This is a genomic window from Aeromonas sp. FDAARGOS 1418 (assembly GCF_019048585.1).
GTDB classification, from domain to species: domain Bacteria; phylum Pseudomonadota; class Gammaproteobacteria; order Enterobacterales; family Aeromonadaceae; genus Aeromonas; species Aeromonas caviae.
Window position 1 is genome coordinate 4406855 of sequence record NZ_CP077387.1, and the last position, 17473, is coordinate 4424327.

The following is a 17473-nucleotide window of genomic DNA, read 5'->3' on the forward strand; positions in this document are numbered from 1 at the left end:
ACAGTAATAATATTGGCACGAAGTAATTCGGAAAGCTCGATTGTCGGATGAACACCGTTTTCCATCTAGTCACTGTTAAACCCTTCATAGAGAGTAGTTATCATGGCAGCCAAAAAGAATGCTGTAGAAGAAATAGCTCTTGTTAAAGATGAAAACCAACCTAGGCCAAGACTACACAAGCTAATTATTCAAAACTTTCGCTCTATTGGTTCACAAAAAGTGGAAATTGAACTTGATGATATAGTTGTTCTTGTAGGACCAAATAATGTTGGAAAAAGTAGTATTTTAAGAGCATATGAGACAGTGATGTCACATGGTTCAAAAGAAGGAAAGTTAACAATTAATGATTTCCCAAATGGCATTGTTGATATCAAGCACTTACCTACAATTGAGTTACACACGATTGTATTTAATGATGCACCGGGTGAGCGATGGATTAAAACTACAGATAGAGGTGAATTTTTAATTAGAGAGAAGTGGGTGTGGGAGAGTCCAAATAAAGAACCTAAGCGGCAAGGATTCAATGTTTTGATAGACCAGTGGGATGATAAAGTTCCATGGGGAGCTCCAAATGTCGCAAACTCTCGCCGTCCGCTACCACATAGAATTGATGCATTTGCGACCCCAGAAAAACAGGCTACCGAAATCACAAAATTAATAACATCTTTATTGAAAGATAAAATATCCGAGATTAAAACTGATCCTGAACAAGAAAAATCAGATTATGAAATAATTTTAGAAAAAATCAGAGCTCTTCAAAATAAAGCCGTAGAAGCAACTGAAAAGGAAGTTAAAAATATCGAAGATGAAATATCCTCTTACTTAAATAAATTATTTCCTAATCATAAAGTCAGGTTTGATGCAAAACCTGAAGCTGATTTAGAAAATGCATATCAACCATTTAAGGGTAATACTGAGTTACTAATGGGGCCAGAGAATGGTTATTTCTCGACAATTGAAAATCAAGGGAGTGGCGCGAGAAGAACCGTTCTATGGGCTACATTAAAATACCTATCTGAAATTCAAGATAGTAAAACATCAAGGCCTCATGTTTTACTATTAGATGAACCTGAAATCTGCCTCCATCCATCAGCGATTAGAGAAGCTAGAAATGTCTTATACGAATTACCTGAAAATGGAAATTGGCAAGTAATGTTGACTTCTCACTCACCTATTTTTATTGATCTATCTAAAGATAACACGACCATTATTCGTGTATTTCGAAATACCGATAATGATGTGGAAAGCACAACACTATATAGACCTGAAAGAGCCAAGCTAGATGTGAATGATAAGAAAAAATTAAAACTAATGAATATTTGCGACCCATATGTCCATGAGTTTTTCTTTGGTGGTAAACAAGTAATTGTTGAAGGTGATACAGAATACACAGCCTTCTCTATGATGAAAGAATCATATCCAGAAGAATATCATCACGTTCAAATAATCAGAGCCAGAGGTAAAGGCATCATTCCATCAATAGCAAAAGTACTACTGCAATTTTCAAAATCATTCTATATCCTTCACGATGCGGATACAGAATTAACAAAAGATGGTAAAAAAAATCCAGCTTGGGGCATGAATAAAACCATTGCAGCTATCCTTGAGGATCCTGACACGCAAGATAAGGTTCATTTGGTTGCATGTAAAACCTGCTTCGAAACGGCACTATTCGGCTAAGAAACAAAAAGTGACAAACCTTATAATGCCCTTGTCAAAATTAGTACAGATGAAAATATTAAACTCAAGATTAAATCATTACTGGATTATTTGATCGGCGCTCAACATGCAGTGCTGCCCGAGAATTGTATTGATTGGCAAAATATTGAGCAATTAGCTTAACGGACGTTTGGTGTGGGACTGTTCCATAGCCTCAGTAAGCCTATAGGTTCGAATAGAGAAGCATATTCGAACAGTCGTGAATCAAGAAACACATAGGCGCCGGATAATTATCAGGCGCCCTTCCAACGATCATTCTGCCGTGCTCGTCTGATGATGCTTCGCTAATCAGACCTACAAAAGAGATATTCCCCACCTCCTTCAGGATCGGGAAATCTCCTTGGGGAGCCCTTTTCGGCCACCTAGTGGCCCTGTCTGGCTCGCCGGAGTCACTATAAGCTGGATTTATGAGTTTTCCGTTGATGACCCCATATTTGCTTATATTGGCGATCACCAGTCCACCAGCACCTGCTGCGGCCCCATCACGGGTCAGCTCGGTCATATCCCGCCCCTGCGGCACACCTCACTGCGCCGCAGACAGGCACGGTATTGTTTCCCCCTGAAAGCCGCCGAGCCGAGTTTAGCGGTTCAGGAGCGCCATCATGGACGACGGCGCAGCCGCAGGCGGCAGATGGGCCAGATCGGATCAGGGTGAGCACTGCTCGACCCCGATATGGCGCGAGAACAGGGATGTTCGAAGCGGGCTTTGGCCGAAGCCATGGATGGCGAAGGCCAAAGTGCCCTGTACGGCGTTCCGTCCGACCCGATGAAGGGGGCGAGGGAATCCGCGAAGCGGACGGCTTGTCGGGGGAGAAGACCTTTGGTCTTACTTGCAATAAAAAGTGGGTATTTCCAAAGTCACTCGCCCAGGCCCGAAGGGCGGGCGAAACCCCGTCGAGGGCAACGCCCTCGCATTCGATGGGGAAAGCCGCATACGGAGCGCTGCTACGAAAATCGCCGCGCCGACTGCCTCTTCTCCGTGGGGATGCAATCTCCCCCGCCACTGGCCTATAGTGAGCCCCTACTCGAACAACCTTTGCGAGCAGCACCATGTATATCGGCGAATTTGCCCGGCTGGCGGGCACCACCCCAAAGGCGGTCCGTCTCTACGAGCAGCTCGGGCTGCTGCCCGAGCCCAGGCGGCGCGGCAAGTATCGCGTCTACCGGGCCGAGGATCTGGAGTGGGTCGGCTTTATCCGCGAGGCCCAGCGGCTTGGCTGCAGGCTCGGGGAGCTGGTTCCCCTGCTCGCGGGCGTCACCAGCCTCGACCACTTCCCCTGGCAGAAGGTGGAGCAGCTTATCGCGGACAAGCTGGCGCAGATCGAGGCGGAGGTCGCCAGGCTGCAACGCCAGCATCAGGGCTTGAGCCAGTGCGCCACGCTGCTGGCGCAGCACCCCTGCCGCTATGGCGCCCCGGCGCGGCAATCCCCCGACGGGCGGGATCATCCCGCCGCCGCGGATCGGGGGCAAAAGGTGGCTTGACTCTGTCCCATGGGACAAGGGGTGTAATGGGGGCTCACTTCAAGGAGCCATACCATGACCCCCAACCTGCTTGTTCTCAACGGCAACCCCAAACCCGACAGCCTCTGCCACGCCCTCGCCCGAGAGTATGCCCGCAGCGCCGAGCAAGGGGGCGCGCGCGTCACCCTGCATCACGTGGGGGAGCTCGCCTTCGCGCCGGACCTGCACCATGGCTATGACGAGGCGCAACCCCTCGAACCGGATCTGCAGGCGGTGCAGCAGAGCCTGGTGCAGGCCCACCATCTGGTGATCGTCGCCCCCGTCTGGTGGGGCCACCTGCCTGCCCGGCTCAAGGGGCTGCTGGATCGCACCCTGCTGCCGGGTTTCGCCTTTCGCTACCAGCCGGGGAAGGCCCACCCGGAGCAGTTGCTCGCCGGCAAGACGGCGCGCCTGCTGCTCACCATGGACAGCCCCCCCTGGTATTACCGCTGGTGGCAGGGTGCCCCCCTGGAGCGCACCCTGGACAAGCCGGTGCTGGGGCTGTGCGGCATCCGGCTGACCCACCGCCAGCATCTGGGGCCCGTCCACACCTCGGATGAGGGGGCCCGCCAGCGCTGGCTTGCCCAAGCCGGGGCCGCCGCCCGCCAGGATGTGCAACGGCTGGGTAGGCGTCCCGCCTAATCCCTGCCATGGGCATGTTTTGCCCATTAAAAAGCCCCGCAGTTGCGGGGCCTTTGTCGTCGAGGCGGGGGTTATTTTGCCGCGATGGCGTCTGCCATGGGGCTCTGGAACTCCTGCTCGGCTTCTGCGAAGCGATCCTGCATGGCCTTGGAGGGGGCCTTGTCCAGCAGGCTGAACAGCACGATGGCCAGGGTGGCAAACAGGAAGCCCGGGATGATTTCGTACAGACCCAGCCAGCCGAACTGCTTCCAGATGATGACGGTCAGGGCACCGACCAGCATGCCCGCCAGGGCGCCGTTGCGGGTCATGCGGGACCAGAGCACGGAGAGCAGCACCACGGGGCCGAAGGCGGCACCGAAACCGGCCCAGGCGTAGCTCACCAGCCCCAGCACCCGGTTTTCCGGGTTGGTGGCGACGGCGATGGCCACCAGGGCGATCAGCAGCACCATGGCGCGGCCGACCCACACCAGCTCTTTCTGGGAGGCGTTCTTGCGCAGGAAGGGCTTGTAGAGATCCTCGGTGATGGCGCTGGAGCAGACCAGCAACTGGCAACTGAGGGTGCTCATCACCGCCGCCAGGATGGCGGAGAGCAGCACGCCGGCAATCCAGGGGTTGAACAGGATCTTGGAGAGCTCGATGAAGACGCGCTCCGGGTTGGTGGTCACGCCACCCGCCTGCTCGGTGAAGGTGGAGAAGTAGGCCAGGCCGAAGAAACCGATGGCCACGGCGCCGCCCAGGCAGAGCACCATCCAGGTCATGCTGATGCGACGGGCGCTGGCCATGGAGTGGTGGGAGTCCGCCGCCATGAAGCGCGCCAGGATGTGGGGCTGACCGAAGTAGCCCAGGCCCCAGGCCATCAGGGAGATGATGGCGATGAAGTCCAGGTTCTTGAACATGTCGAGGTTGCTGGCGTTCTGCGCCGCCACCTGCACCATGGCGGTGTCGATGCCGCCGACCGCGATGATGACGAACACCGGGGTCAGGATGAGGGCGAAGATCATCAGGGTCGCCTGCACGGTGTCGGTCCAGCTTACCGCGAGGAAGCCGCCGAAGAAGGTGTAGGTGATGGTGGCCGCGGCACCGATCCAGAGGGCGGTGTCATAGCTCATGCCGAAGGTGCTCTCGAACAGGCGGGCACCGGCCACCACGCCGGAGGCGCAGTAGATGGTGAAGAACAGCAGGATCACCAGGGCGGAGAGGATGCGCAGCACCCGGCTCTTGTCTTCGAAGCGGTAGGTGAAGTAGTCCGGCAGGGTCAGGGCGTTGCGGTTCTTCTCGGTGTGAACCCGCAGCCGACCGGCCACCCAGCGCCAGTTGAAGTAGGCGCCGATGATGAGGCCGATGGCGATCCAGCTCTCGGAGATGCCGCCGATGAAGACGGCGCCTGGCAGGCCCATCAGGAGCCAGCCACTCATGTCGGAGGCACCGGCGGAGAGGGCGGTCACCCAGCTCCCCATCCGGCGGCCGCCGAGAATGTAGTCGTCAAAGTTACGGGTGGCGCGATAGGCGATGAAGCCGATCAACACCATCCCGAGGATGTACACCAGAAAGGTGATGAGCATGGGGGTGCTAGCTGTCATTCAAAACTCCGTTATGTGACGTCTGTGCCCGTTCTTGCGACGGACTCTTCCTTAAAAAAACCGGCCTAGAGTAATCAGCAGATCGCCGGACCACAACCACTTTTAACAAATAAAAAACACATGGAAAACGTTTAACACCTAACCAAGCAACCACTCAATTGCAATAAGGCCGGATTTTATCCCGAGCTGCCAAGGGTTTACCCTGATGATCCCCTCCCCCGCGCCATAAAAAAGCCCCGACAGTGGCCGGGGCTCGGAATACCGACGAGCGGGATCAGCGGTTGATGGCGATGGGCATGCCGCTGCGCTGCTCCAGGGCCTGCTTGACCAGCTGGGAGTCGCTGTCCGCGTGGGCGATGAAGCGGGTCACGGCGGTGGACATGGGCAGCGGGGCCGGCAGGCTGGAGTTGAACTCCTCCTGGTTGCGGGAGAGAGGCTGGTGCACTTCCAGGTAGCGGCGGCCATCCGGCTCGACAGAGGCCTTGATGGGCTGGTTCACGAACTGGACGCGGGTACCGACCGGGACCTGCTTGAACAGGTACTCGATGTCGTCGTTGCGCAGACGCACGCAGCCGTGGCTCACCCGCAGGCCGATGCCGAACTGGGCGTTGGTGCCGTGGATGGCGTACATCTTGCCGATGTAGAGCGCGAACAGCCCCATGGGGTTGTCCGGACCGGCCGGCCAGACCGCAGGCAGGGTCTCGCCACGGGCGGCGTACTCGGCGTGCATCTTCGCGGTCGGGGTCCAGGTCGGGCCCGCCTTCTTGCGCTGCACGCTGGTCACCCAGTCTTCCGGGGTGTCGGTGCCGAGCTGGCCGATGCCAATCGGCAGCACTTCCACCACCTTCTTGCCTTTGGGGTAGTAGTAGAGGCGCATCTCGGCCACGTTCAGCACGATGCCTTCACGGGGGGCATCCGGCAGGATCAGCTGATGCGGCACGACCAGCTTCTCGCCCGCCTGCAGCAGCAGGGGGTCTGCCTTGGGGTTGGCTTCCAGCATGTTGGTCAAGCCGAGCTGGAATCTGGCCGCTGCCGCTTCCAGGGGTTGGCCCGCCTCTTCCGGGGACACCACGTAGTCCAGGTTCTCCCCCACCAGGCGGCTGTTGGCTGCGGGCAGGGCATATTCGATGGCGAGGGCGGGCATGGCGGCCAGGATCAGGGAGCAGCACAGTGCGGCCGCCGTGTTGTGGAGGAGCTTCATAACTTTCCTGTGATAAAGGGGGTGGTTCAGCACTCTGGCCAGCGCGGAGGCGACGGGCGCGCCCGGGGCGAAGAGAAGGCCGCCATTTTTCTCCTCTGCCATGCAAATTTCAACCGCCACGTGCTGACGGGTCGGTGATTAAATACGGTGCCGCGCTGCGCCACGGCACCTTGTCATAAGCGGGATCAGCCGTTTTTCCAACTGTGCATATCATAACCGGTTGGCGACTGATGCAAACGCAGATGGAATTGCTCAATTATCGCAAATATGTGGTCGAAAATATCAGCCTGTATCCCTTCATACTCGGCCCAGGCGGTGGTCGCCGTGAAGCAGTAGATCTCCAGCGGCAGGCCGTCCGTGGTCGGTGCCAACTGGCGCACCATCAGGGTCATGTCCTTGCGAATGCCCGCATGGGCCCGCAGGTAGGCGTCCAGATAGGCGCGCAGGGTGCCGAGGTTGGTGAGGTGGCGACCATTGATGGGGCAGCTGATGGCATCGCTGAGCTGCTGGTTGTAGCTGCTGAGCTCCTGCTCTTTGCGGCTGAGGTAGGGCGCCAGCAACCTGGCCTGCTTGAGCTGCAACTGCTCCTGCGAGGTGAGGAAGCGCACGCTGGTCATGTCGATGTTGACGCTGCGCTTGATGCGGCGCCCGCCGGATTCGGTCATCCCCTGCCAGTTCTTGAAGGAGTCGGAGATGAGGGCATAGGTAGGGATGGTAGTGATGGTCTTGTCCCAGTTCGACACCTTGACCGTGGTGAGGCCGATGTCGGTCACCTCGCCGTCCGCCCCGTACTTGTCCATCTGCAACCAGTCACCGACACTCAGCATGCGGTTGGCGGAGAGCTGGATACCCGCCACCAGGCCGAGGATGGGGTCCTTGAACACCAGCATCAGGACCGCGGTCATGGCCCCCAGGCCGCTGAACAGGAAGAGCGGCGACTTGCCGAGCAGCAGGGCGATCATCAGGATGCCCACCAGGATGCTGGCCACCAGTTTCACCCCCTGGAAGATGCCACGCAGGGGCAGATCCCGCCCAAGCCGGGTATGACGGCTCAGGGAGAGCAGGCAGTCGAGCAGGGCGAACAGGGCCAGCAGCAGGAACAGCAGGATCCAGAGCTGGGCCAGCAACTCGATAAGCGCCAGGCTCTCGGACGCTTTGGGCAGCCAGATCTCCGCCTGACCGAGCAGCACGGCCCCCTGGAACACGAAGGCGAGCCGGTAGAAGAGGCGTTGCTGCAACTGGGGCGGCAGCCACATCTGCTTGGTCTTGCCAAGCAGCCCCACCAGGCGCACCAGCAGGATGCGGTGCAGCACCAGGTGCAGCACCATGGCGGTCAGCACGATGAACCCCAGGGCGATCACCAGGGCCATCATGGGTGTCACATCGACCCCCAGGCCTGACAACCAGTTGAAAAACATCTCTTTCATCGTTACCTCCGCAATATCACACAGCGGTCAGGGTACGCATCTGGTCCCCCATGTCAAATGACAGGACGCTCACTATTGCCGAAACGACAACGCCCGGCAGGGGCCGGGCGTTGTCGTCACCAGAGGGTGCCTTAGCCGACCAGGCTCAGGGCATCACGGGCGATCACCAGCTCTTCGTTGGTGGGCATCACCAGGGCCAGACGACTGCCTTCGACGGTGATGGGGCCTTCACCGCCCAGTACGGCGGCGTTGTTCGCCTCCTTGTCGATCTTGAAGCCGAGCAGGGCCAGTCGGGCCAGCACCATCTCGCGCACCATGGCGGCGTTCTCGCCGATGCCGCCGGTGAACACCAGGGCGTCCAGGCGACCATCCATGGCGGCAGCATAGGCACCGACGTACTTGGCAACGCGATAGGTGAAGACATCCAGCGCGCGCTTGGCACCTGCGTCGGTGGCGTAGTTGCCGGTGACGTAGCGGCAGTCGCTGCTCTCCTCGGTCATGCCCAGCAGGCCGGATTCGCGGGTCAGCACCTGGTTGATCTTGTCCACGCTGTAACCCAGGTTGTCGTGCATGAAGAAGACGATGGCAGGGTCGATGTCACCGGAGCGGGTGCCCATCGCCAGCCCTTCCAGCGGGGTCAGCCCCATGGAGGTGTCGACGGACTCGCCGTTCTTGATGGCGCAGACGGAGGCACCGTTGCCCAGGTGGCAGTTGATGATGTTGAGCTCATGGAGCGGTTTGCCCAGCGCCTTGGCGGTCTCTTCGGCGATGAAGCGGTGGGAGGTGCCGTGGGCGCCGTAACGACGGATGCCGTTCTCGCGATAGAGCTTGTAGGGCAGCGCGTAGAGGTAGGCTTCCTCTGGCAGGGTCTGGTGGAAGGCGGTGTCGAACACGGCCACGTTCTTGTCGGCCAGGGCCGGGAACACCTTGAGGGCGGCACGGATGCCGATGAGGTGCGCCGGGTTGTGCAGGGGGGCAAACGGAATGGCGGCCTCGATGCCGGCAATCACGCCGTCATCGATGCGAACGGAACGGGAGAACTGCTCGCCGCCGTGCACGATGCGATGGCCGATGGCGACCAGCTGATCGGCCAGGGCGGGATCCTGGGGCAGGATGTGGCCCACGATGTGGTCGAGGGCTTCCTGGTGCGCGGCACCGGCGCCCAGCATGGCGTCGCCCTTGACCCCGTGGAGTTTCCATTTGATACGTGCGTCATCCAGATTGAAGCATTCGGCCAGGCCGGACAGCATGTCCTCGCCCGTTTCAGCGTCCATTACGGCAAATTTCAGGGAAGAGCTACCGCAGTTAAGGATCAATACCAACTTGCTCATGTTCTACATCTTCCTGTGCTTCGGCTTTACGCCGACAGTGTCGTGTCATCCAGCGATGGATGGGATTCCCCTGCCGGGGGCTTATGGTCGCAGGAGGGTGCGTCCAATTTTTCAAATCGTTGGGCGCAGACCGTTCGTCTGGCGCGCGCGTCGAATCAGCGATTCGCAACGGGCCTCTGTTGGCCCAATCACTCGGGACTCCAGGCCCCGAATGCCACTCAGGCGCCGGTCAGCAGCGACTGGTGAACCTTGACGACCAGCTTCTTGACCGGACCTGGGGTCGTCAGGGTGCAGAGGGGGCGATGCAGTTCTCCCGGCCAGAAGATGGCGAAGTCGCCGGGCTGCAACGCCAGATAACTGGTCTGCTCGTCATCGACGAACCAGAGATCGGGGTGAGGATGATCGGCACCGTCCCGGCTGTAGGCGTGAGGGCCCACGCCGATCCACTCCTCGCCGCGCAGCAGCAGCTGGATGTCCAGATACTGCTCATGAAACTCGCCCCGGCGATCCGCCACCGGCTCTGTCAGATCCTCGCTCACCAGGCAGAACAGCATGAGGCCGTCGACCTCCTGCTTGCCGAGGGGGGCGTGCAGCCAGCGTTCGACGCTTTGCACCACCTCGGCCACGATACGGTTCAGGGGGGCGGGCAAGGGGGTGCGTTGCAAGGTATCCAGACTGCCGGTGATCATGAGGTTCGCATCCTTAGATATATCTGTGGTCTATCTTTGTGCACCAATGAAAAAGGACCATTGAAGGTCCTTTTATCGTCTCGTCTGCCATCCGTGCAGACGGGGGCGCTGTCGCTTCCAAGCCGATGGCGCCGAGTCACTGTTGCATACTCGTCTGCCCCTGCCAAGAGATACTCGCCCATTCACCCGATGATCGTACCAGTTGAAACAATATTATTCACTACCCAATCTCCCCCGACTTTGACCAGACGCAAAAACGGGAGCATCTGCTCCCGTTTTTTTTCCATCACCCGCTCAAAGCGGTGCCATTCAAACCTTGCCGGCGTTTTCCACCGGCTTGGCGTACATGGCGCGCCAGATGGCCTTGTGCTGTTGTGGCACCTCAGACTGGCGAGTCAGGAAGGCACTCTGCTCTATGGTGCTGGCCTTGCCGGGCACATCCGCCGCGAGGTAGTTGCCCGGGAAGAGGCGATAGCTGCTCCAGATCGCCTTGTCGATGAGCGCCGCCAGCTCGTCCGGATCGCTGAAGCCCTCGGTGATGGGGGCGCCGAAGGAGACATGTACCCGCCCCTTCTGGCCGACGATGCCCGCGACGATACTCTCGATGTCTTCGAACTCGCCCTTCTCATAGCTGCCGTTGACCGACTTCTCGTAGAGCTCGCGCGCCTTGGCCTTGTCGGTGGGATCCAGCTCGTAGCTGATGCTCACCGGCACGATGTTGAGGCTGCGCATGTAGTCGACGAACTCGATCTTCTGCTTCTTGCCGTCCACGTAGAACATCTTGAGGATGGCAGGATCCGTCTTGTCGTCCCCGTCCTTGGCGCGCCCCTCCTTCTGGGCGATCCAGATGGAGTGCCCCTCGTGCACCGACTGGCCGATGTAGGCCGACAGCTCGCCGAGGGCCTTCATCATCTCCCGCGGTCCCTTGGCAGAGCGCTTGACGATGAAGCTCTTGTTGAGCTTCATCAGCTCGGTGGCGCAGGGCTTGCGCAGCAGGTTGTCGCCGATGGCGATGCGCACGGTATCGAACCCGTGGGTGTGCAGCCCCCAGTTGACGAACGCCGGATCCATGGCGATGTCCCTGTGGTTGGAGACGAACAGGTAGCCCTGCTCCTTCTTGAGGTGTTCGAGCCCGGAGAAGCTCACTCCCTGGGTGGAGGTGGCGATCATCCGGGTCATGTAGCGGGTCACCCCCATCTGTACCTGATGGATGGTGCTGACCTTGGCCCACTTGTGGCGCAGGAACTGGCGGATCAGCGGGCGAATGGCCCAACCCAGCCAGCTCATCAGGGAACCGAAGCGGTATTTGGCGATGGCGCCGATAAACTCGTCATCCTGGATCAGCCGCTCGATGGCAGCCGGTACTTCTTCATCGCGATAGGGGCGAATGTCCGCGAATCTATCTACTTCTGTCACAATGTCTGCCTTGCATGTATGGAGTCGCGGCCTGCGTCTGCCGGCCGGGAAAATTCAGGGCGCAATTTTACACGCTTTTATCCCCAGGGGTATGAGAGGCGTACAGATAGTGCGATCTTGCAGTGAAAAAGCGATGGCGGTCACCCGCCAGCCCCCCTTTCGACAACGGCTGCGCTAGCCAGCGGGATTGATGAGCGCGGTGAGGACGTGGTCCTCCCAGCGGCCGTTGATCATCAGATAGTCCCGAGCGTATCCCTCCTGCTCGAACCCCAGCCGTTCGAGGAGCGCGCCGCTTCGCAGGTTCGCGGGCATGTAGCTGGCCATGATGCGATGCAGGCCCCGCTCCCGGAACAGGTGATCGATGCCAGCGGCCACCACCTCCTGCATCAGGCCCTGCCCCTCGTGCTCCTTGTCGATGGCATAGCCCAGGTGGCACGCCTTGAACATGCCCATCACAATGTTCGTGAAATTGCAGGTGGCGAGCACCCGCTCCCCCCTGGGATCGAGCGCCACCAGTTGCACGGCACTGCCCTCGAAATAGTGGCCGTAACCGTCGCGCAAGCGGGTCTGCCAGTGAGCCAGGGTGTAGAAGCTCTCCTCCCGCCTGGGCTCCCAGGGGGCCAGGTGGGCGCGATTGCGCAGATAGAAATCCACCATCAGGCAGGCCCGCTCCGGGGTCAGCACGGTCAACCGGGTGCGAGGGGTGGCAATGTGGGGCAGCGTCGTCATCTCACCCTCTGGAGGTTGGAAGCAGACAAAAGGGTCATCAGAGATCCCTCAGCCTCAGCCACTCGTCCCGCAGCAGGCCGTAGTGCACATGATCCACCACCCTGTCCGCCAGCCGCTCCGCCCGCCGGGTGATCCCCTCCTGGGTCATTCCCAGCCGCTCGCACACGGCCCGGCTCGCCTCGTTCTCGAGGGCGGCGCTGATCTCCACCTTCTCCATCCCCATCTCCTCGAAGGCGTGATGGATCAGGGCCTGGCAGGCCCGGGTGATGATGCCGTGCCCCTGCCAGCGCTCCGCCAGCCAGTAGCCGATGGTCACCTTGCCGAGCTCGTGATCGATCTGGTTGTAACCGATGACGCCGACTACCTCCCCCTGATACTCGATGGCCGTGGTCAGCCCCTCCCCCCGGGCAAACTTCTCGATGGCGTGGCGAATGAAGGTGGCGCTGTCGGCGGGCTGCTGGATGTGGGGCACCCAGGGCAGCCACTGGGAGAGGTAGTCGCGGTTGCGCTGGCAGAGGCGAAACAGCTCGCTGGCCATGTCGGGTTGCAGGAACAGGAGCGCCAGCTCGTCATCCAGTTGCCATGAAAACATCGCCACTCCTCCCCGGTTCCACTCCGGCCATCTGCCGGCATGGGAGCCAATGTAGTCAATCAATCCCTTGTTTGCCAAGGACTTTTCAACCGACTTCCCCGCTGGCAACCCCCATATGGCGATCCCCATGCGGGCACCTTGATCCCAAGGTCATCAATCACCCCTCACAGCGGTTCAACATGCTGCCATTATCAGTATTTGTGGATGATTGGCGCTGTAAAAGTGAATCGTGCTACCTGTTTTCGCTGCCCTGTGACAAATGACAGGCCGTTATTTTCCCCCTTCCCACTAGTGTAAGAGCGCCGGGCAACGGACCCGGTGTGTAATCTTCATCGACTAAGGAAAGACGAGATGAACAAAGTCTATTTGGCCGTCATGCTGGCCTGCTGGGGAAGCGCCGCCATGGCGGCAGAACAGGTGGAAGTGAACCAGGTCTCCGACCTGGCCGGTGCGGTGAGTGGCGCCGCCAAGATTGGCGCCCTTGGCGCCGGGGATGGCGAGTTTCGCAAGGTGCGGGCGGTGACGCTGCCCAATGGCCAGCAGCGGATACGCTATGAGCAGACCTGGCAGGGGATTCCGGTGTGGGGCCAGGTTCTGGTGGCCGATCAGGCGCTGGGGGGCCAGGTCAATCAGGTGTCCGGCACCATGCTGCGCAAGATCGATGCCGACCTGACGGGCCCGGCCGTTGCCCTCTCCGCCAGCGACGCCGCACGCCAGGCTCGCAGCGGTGCCAAGGGGAGCAACGAACAGGTTAAGCTGTTCGTGATGCAGGATGAGACCGGCCAGGCCAGACTGGTCTATCTGGTCTCCTGGCTCGCCGCCAGCAAGGAACCGAGCCGCCCCTTCGTGATGATCGACGCCCAGACCGGCAGCGAGCTCAAACGCTGGGAGGGGATCAACCACAAGGACGCCACCGGCCCGGGGGGCAACGTCAAGACCGGCAAGTATTTCTACGGCGCCGACTTTGGCCCCCTGCAGGTAGATGACAACTGCCGCATGACGGGGACCAACGTGGACACCCTCAACATGAATCACGGCACCACGGGGGGCACCATCCACCAGTTCACCTGCCCGGAGAACACGGTCAAGGAGATCAACGGTGCCTACTCCCCTCTCAACGATGCCCACTACTTCGGCAACGTGGTGTTCGACATGTACCGCAACTGGTACAACACGGCGCCGCTGAGCTTCAAGCTCAAGATGCGGGTGCACTACAGCCGCAACTACGAGAACGCATTCTGGGACGGCAGCCAGATGACCTTCGGCGACGGGGCCACCACCTTCTATCCACTGGTGAGCCTGGATGTGGCGGCCCACGAGGTGAGCCATGGCTTCACCGAGCAGAACTCAGGGCTGGTCTACTCCGGTCAGTCCGGCGGCATCAACGAGGCCTTCTCCGACATGGCGGGGGAAGCGGCCGAATACTACATGAAGGGCAGCAACGACTGGCTGGTAGGGGCCCAGATCTTCAAGGGCAACGGCTCCTTGCGCTACTTCGAGGACCCGGCCCGGGACGGCAAGTCCATCGGCCACGCCAGCGATTACTATGACGGCATCGACGTGCACCACAGCTCCGGGGTCTACAACCGCGCCTTCTACCTGCTGGCCAACACCAGCGGCTGGCAAACTCGCAAGGCGTTCGAGGTGTTCGTGCTGGCCAACCGCCTCTACTGGGGCCCCAACACCACCTTCGATCAGGGGGCGTGCGGGGTGACCAGGGCCGCCACGGATCTCGGCTACAGCGTGAGCGACGTGGCAGCCGCCTTCACCGCCGTCGGGGTCAATGCCACCTGCGGCGGCACCACGCCCCAACCGGGCAGCGTGCTGCAAAACGGGGTACCGGTGAGCAATCTCACCGCCGCCAAGGGGGGCAAGCTGAACTTCACCGTCGAGGTGCCCGCCGGCAGAAGCCAGCTGGTGGTGACCAGCAGCGGCGGCAGCGGGGATGCGGATCTCTACGTGAAGTTCGGCAGCGCGCCGACCGCCAGCAGCTATGACTGCCGCCCCTACAAGAGCGGCAATGCCGAAACCTGTACCCTGAACGCCCCCAAGGCGGGGACCTGGCACGTGCAGCTGAGCGGGTTCAGCGCCTTCTCCGGCGTCACCCTCAAGGCCAGCTACTGAGTATGAGCGGGCATCAAGGGGAATAAGCGAAGAGCGCCGGCCTGGTCCGGCGCTTTTTTATGTCCGCTTGCCCGACCAGCGCCGGGCCAGGGTACGGGCCGCCTCCAGCACCCGCTCCTTGGCGGGATTGGGGCGCTTGCCGCTGCGCCAGGCCATCATCACGTCCCAGTGATCCGGTGGCAGATCCACCACGTCCAGCTTCACCAGGCGACCGAACTCCAGATCCCGGGTGATGGCGAGCGCCGGCATCAGGGTGATGAAGCCGTGCTCCAGCGCCAGCTCCCGCGCCGCACTCGCTGGCTGGATGGCGTGCAGCGGGCTCGCCACCTGGCGCAGCAAACGCAACTGCAGGATCAGCTCGTCGCAGCCCGTCCCCCACTGCTGGGGCGCCAGCCGCTCGTTGGCAATGTCCTGCAGGGTCAGCCCCTGCCGCCCGGCCAGCGGGTGGGTGGCGCAGGCCACGGCGATGATCGGGGAACGGTAAAGCAGTTCGAGCTGGATGCCCGCGATGGCAGGGCACTTGAGAATGAAGCCCACGTCGGTCTCGCCGGTCAGCAACTCCTGCATGATGATGCCAGAGTGATCCGTGTTGCAGCGAATCTCGAAGGTCTCGTCCACCAGGGCCAGCAGCAGGGGGCCGAACACCGCCGTGGTCAGAGAGGGGAGGCAGGAGAGCCGGATCCGCGGCAATGCAGGCGCCCCCTGCATCGCCAGCCGCCCCCCTTCCAGTGCGCTCAGAGCCGCGGTCGCGGCAGGCAGAAACTGCTCGCAGGCCGGGGTCGGGGTGGCCCCCCGACGATGGCGACGGAACAGGGACTGACCCAGCTCCTGCTCCAGCACGGCAATGCGCTGGCTCACCATGGGTTGTGACCAGCCGCGAATGGCGGCCACCTTGCTGAAGCTGCCACGGTTGGCCACATCCAGCAGCAGTTGCAAATCGTCGAGGGTCATAGCCATAACCAAATCCAATATGAAATATAGCCAGTTGTCGGCTACCACTATATCTGGAGCCCCACCAGAATAGCAGCATCAATCGTCATGAACCGGCTGAACGCCACCGAGCCAGGGAGTTGTCATCCCCCTGGGCTCTGTTTGGTGACGGCGCCGTTCGGGCAAGAAAGACAACAATATCAGCGAAGCAAACAGAGGTATCAGGGTCATGGTGGATCGGGCGAGGCGGTTGGGGCGGTGGTTCTTGGCATTGGATTCCCTGCTGGTGATCCTGGGCTTCTTCGTGGTGATGCCCATGATCAGCCTGCGCTTCGTCGACCAACTGGGCTGGGCCGCCGGTGTGGTCGGACTGGCACTGGGGCTGCGTCAGCTTACCCAGCAAGGGCTGGGGGTCTTTGGCGGCTCCCTCGCCGACAAGTTCGGGGCGCGCCCCCTCATCGTCTGCGGCATGCTGCTGCGGGCGCTGGGGTTTGCCAGCCTAGCCTATGCCCAGAGCGGATTGGAACTGATCCTCTCCTGCATCATCTCGGGGCTGGGTGGCTGCCTGTTCGATCCCCCCCGCGCCGCCCTGGTGATCAAGTTCACCCGGCCACGGGAGCGGGGTCGCTACATCTCCCTGCTGATGATGCTGGAGAGCGCCGGCGCCGTGGTGGGAGCCCTGCTCGGCAGCTGGCTGCTCAACTTCGATTTTGAATACGTCTGCCTGCTGGGTGCCGGCCTCTTCGTCTGCGCCGCCCTGTGCAACCTGCTGATCCTGCCCCCTTACAAGCTTTCGGTACGTCCGACGCCGATCCGGGACGGCCTCGGCCAGGTGCTGGCGGACAAGGCCTTCTGCCGACTGGTGCTGATCTTAAGCGGCTACTACGCGCTCTGGGTGCAGGTCATGCTGATCTTCCCCATTCTGGTCAAACAGATGGCGGGCAGCACCACGGCGGTGGGCTGGATGTATACCCTGGAGACGGCCATCTCCCTGGCCCTGCTCTACCCCCTTGCCCGGTTCGGCGAGCGCCACTTCAAGCTGGAGAACCGCCTGATGGCGGGGGTGCTGCTGATGACCACGGGGATCGGGCTGGTGGCCTTTGCCACCACCTTGCCCGCCGTCTTCCTGCTGCTCGCCTGCTTCTATCTCGGCATCGTCATCGCCGAGCCGGCGCGGGAAACCCTGATGACCAAGCTGGCACAACCGGGGGCGCGGGGCAGCTACATGGGCTTCAGCCGACTGGGGCTGGCGCTCGGGGGCATGACGGGTTACGTGGGGGGCGGCGCCCTGCACGACTACGCCATGGCCCAGGGGCAACCCTGGTTGCCCTGGCTGGTACTCGGCACCGTCGGTGTCACCACCTTGCTGCTGCTGGCCAACTGCTTCCAGCGCGGCTCTCGCCTGGCAGGGGTCAACGCCTGATCCCTGAGCACACATGCAGTCGACATAGTCCCCCGGGCGCCCCTCATTCGAGTCGGCGCCCTTCTTTTATCCGGCAACACAGGATCGACGACCAGCCTCCCCATGCTAGCCCCTCGTCCCTATTTTCCTCACTTCACTGACCGAATCGCGCACATAAAAAAAGCGGCAGA

The 17473-nt window shown here is 60.5% G+C and carries 15 protein-coding genes; 5 read left to right on the plus strand and 10 right to left on the minus strand.

The genetic code is table 11. From position 1 onward, the window contains the following. Window positions 1-102: 102 nt before the first annotated feature. Entirely contained in the window at window positions 103-1680 is a 1578-nt protein-coding gene (locus I6L48_RS20625; RefSeq protein WP_216987657.1) for an ATP-dependent endonuclease, read from the plus strand. 202 nt (window positions 1681-1882) lie between these two features. Here I6L48_RS20625 and I6L48_RS20630 read toward each other — a convergent pair whose 3' ends face one another. Then, entirely contained in the window at window positions 1883-2221 is a 339-nt protein-coding gene (locus I6L48_RS20630; protein ID WP_162726108.1) for a hypothetical protein, read from the minus strand. 548 nt (window positions 2222-2769) lie between these two features. On the opposite strand from I6L48_RS20630, the gene I6L48_RS20635 reads away from it, so the two are divergent. Then, window positions 2770-3201 (plus strand): MerR family transcriptional regulator, encoded by a 432-nt coding sequence (locus I6L48_RS20635; RefSeq protein WP_216987658.1) that lies wholly within the window; start codon window positions 2770-2772, stop codon window positions 3199-3201. A 54-nt stretch (window positions 3202-3255) separates the two neighbouring features. Further along, window positions 3256-3861, plus strand: coding sequence for an NAD(P)H-dependent oxidoreductase (locus I6L48_RS20640; RefSeq protein ID WP_216987659.1), 606 nt, complete (start codon window positions 3256-3258; stop codon window positions 3859-3861). A gap of 71 nt (window positions 3862-3932) precedes the next feature. Here I6L48_RS20640 and putP read toward each other — a convergent pair whose 3' ends face one another. The 8 genes from putP to I6L48_RS20680 all read right to left on the minus strand — a co-directional run bounded on the left by putP (window position 3933) and on the right by I6L48_RS20680 (window position 12826). Continuing rightward, complete coding sequence (gene putP, locus I6L48_RS20645) at window positions 3933-5441, minus strand: sodium/proline symporter PutP (RefSeq protein ID WP_171865867.1); 1509 nt, start codon at window positions 5439-5441, stop codon at window positions 3933-3935. A gap of 274 nt (window positions 5442-5715) precedes the next feature. After that, complete coding sequence (locus tag I6L48_RS20650; RefSeq protein ID WP_010675523.1) at window positions 5716-6642, minus strand: L,D-transpeptidase family protein; 927 nt, start codon at window positions 6640-6642, stop codon at window positions 5716-5718. 185 nt (window positions 6643-6827) lie between these two features. Next, window positions 6828-8069 carry a mechanosensitive ion channel family protein gene (locus I6L48_RS20655; RefSeq protein ID WP_010675524.1) on the minus strand — a complete coding sequence of 414 codons (1242 nt, stop codon included), beginning with the start codon at window positions 8067-8069 and terminating at the stop codon, window positions 6828-6830. A gap of 131 nt (window positions 8070-8200) precedes the next feature. Further along, complete coding sequence (locus I6L48_RS20660) at window positions 8201-9400, minus strand: acetate kinase (RefSeq protein WP_010675525.1); 1200 nt, start codon at window positions 9398-9400, stop codon at window positions 8201-8203. 218 nt (window positions 9401-9618) lie between these two features. Further along, complete coding sequence (locus I6L48_RS20665; RefSeq protein ID WP_043156325.1) at window positions 9619-10089, minus strand: YhcH/YjgK/YiaL family protein; 471 nt, start codon at window positions 10087-10089, stop codon at window positions 9619-9621. A gap of 309 nt (window positions 10090-10398) precedes the next feature. Continuing rightward, window positions 10399-11505: a 1-acyl-sn-glycerol-3-phosphate acyltransferase gene (locus I6L48_RS20670; protein ID WP_216987660.1), complete on the minus strand. Its 1107-nt coding sequence runs from the start codon at window positions 11503-11505 to the stop codon at window positions 10399-10401. 174 nt (window positions 11506-11679) lie between these two features. Then, a complete protein-coding gene (locus tag I6L48_RS20675; RefSeq protein WP_039040199.1) occupies window positions 11680-12234 on the minus strand; it encodes a GNAT family N-acetyltransferase in 555 nt (184 codons plus the stop codon). A 37-nt stretch (window positions 12235-12271) separates the two neighbouring features. Next, complete coding sequence (locus tag I6L48_RS20680; RefSeq protein ID WP_043156321.1) at window positions 12272-12826, minus strand: GNAT family N-acetyltransferase; 555 nt, start codon at window positions 12824-12826, stop codon at window positions 12272-12274. A 351-nt stretch (window positions 12827-13177) separates the two neighbouring features. Here I6L48_RS20680 and I6L48_RS20685 point away from each other — a divergent pair, with 351 nt between their 5' ends. After that, window positions 13178-14950, plus strand: coding sequence for a M4 family metallopeptidase (locus I6L48_RS20685; RefSeq protein WP_049636653.1), 1773 nt, complete (start codon window positions 13178-13180; stop codon window positions 14948-14950). A 57-nt stretch (window positions 14951-15007) separates the two neighbouring features. Here the strand turns inward: I6L48_RS20685 and I6L48_RS20690 are convergent, their stop codons facing one another. Beyond that, entirely contained in the window at window positions 15008-15907 is a 900-nt protein-coding gene (locus I6L48_RS20690; RefSeq protein ID WP_029314793.1) for a LysR family transcriptional regulator, read from the minus strand. A gap of 202 nt (window positions 15908-16109) precedes the next feature. On the opposite strand from I6L48_RS20690, the gene mdtH reads away from it, so the two are divergent. Then, the gene (mdtH, locus tag I6L48_RS20695) at window positions 16110-17303 is read left to right on the plus strand and encodes a multidrug efflux MFS transporter MdtH (RefSeq protein WP_029314794.1); all 1194 of its coding nucleotides are present in this window, start codon (window positions 16110-16112) and stop codon (window positions 17301-17303) included. The last annotated feature ends 170 nt before the right edge of the window (window positions 17304-17473 follow it).

Bases quoted from the DNA above. Each gene is read 5' to 3' on its own strand.
- I6L48_RS20625 (WP_216987657.1), top strand. From the start codon at position 103: ATGGCAGCCAAAAAGAATGCTGTAGAAGAAATAGCTCTTGTTAAAGAT.
- I6L48_RS20630 (WP_162726108.1), bottom strand. From the start codon at position 2,221: ATGACCGAGCTGACCCGTGATGGGGCCGCAGCAGGTGCTGGTGGACTG.
- I6L48_RS20635 (WP_216987658.1), top strand. From the start codon at position 2,770: ATGTATATCGGCGAATTTGCCCGGCTGGCGGGCACCACCCCAAAGGCG.
- I6L48_RS20640 (WP_216987659.1), top strand. From the start codon at position 3,256: ATGACCCCCAACCTGCTTGTTCTCAACGGCAACCCCAAACCCGACAGC.
- putP (WP_171865867.1), bottom strand. From the start codon at position 5,441: ATGACAGCTAGCACCCCCATGCTCATCACCTTTCTGGTGTACATCCTC.
- I6L48_RS20650 (WP_010675523.1), bottom strand. From the start codon at position 6,642: ATGAAGCTCCTCCACAACACGGCGGCCGCACTGTGCTGCTCCCTGATC.
- I6L48_RS20655 (WP_010675524.1), bottom strand. From the start codon at position 8,069: ATGAAAGAGATGTTTTTCAACTGGTTGTCAGGCCTGGGGGTCGATGTG.
- I6L48_RS20660 (WP_010675525.1), bottom strand. From the start codon at position 9,400: ATGAGCAAGTTGGTATTGATCCTTAACTGCGGTAGCTCTTCCCTGAAA.
- I6L48_RS20665 (WP_043156325.1), bottom strand. From the start codon at position 10,089: ATGATCACCGGCAGTCTGGATACCTTGCAACGCACCCCCTTGCCCGCC.
- I6L48_RS20675 (WP_039040199.1), bottom strand. From the start codon at position 12,234: ATGACGACGCTGCCCCACATTGCCACCCCTCGCACCCGGTTGACCGTG.
- I6L48_RS20680 (WP_043156321.1), bottom strand. From the start codon at position 12,826: ATGTTTTCATGGCAACTGGATGACGAGCTGGCGCTCCTGTTCCTGCAA.
- I6L48_RS20685 (WP_049636653.1), top strand. From the start codon at position 13,178: ATGAACAAAGTCTATTTGGCCGTCATGCTGGCCTGCTGGGGAAGCGCC.
- I6L48_RS20690 (WP_029314793.1), bottom strand. From the start codon at position 15,907: ATGGCTATGACCCTCGACGATTTGCAACTGCTGCTGGATGTGGCCAAC.
- mdtH (WP_029314794.1), top strand. From the start codon at position 16,110: ATGGTGGATCGGGCGAGGCGGTTGGGGCGGTGGTTCTTGGCATTGGAT.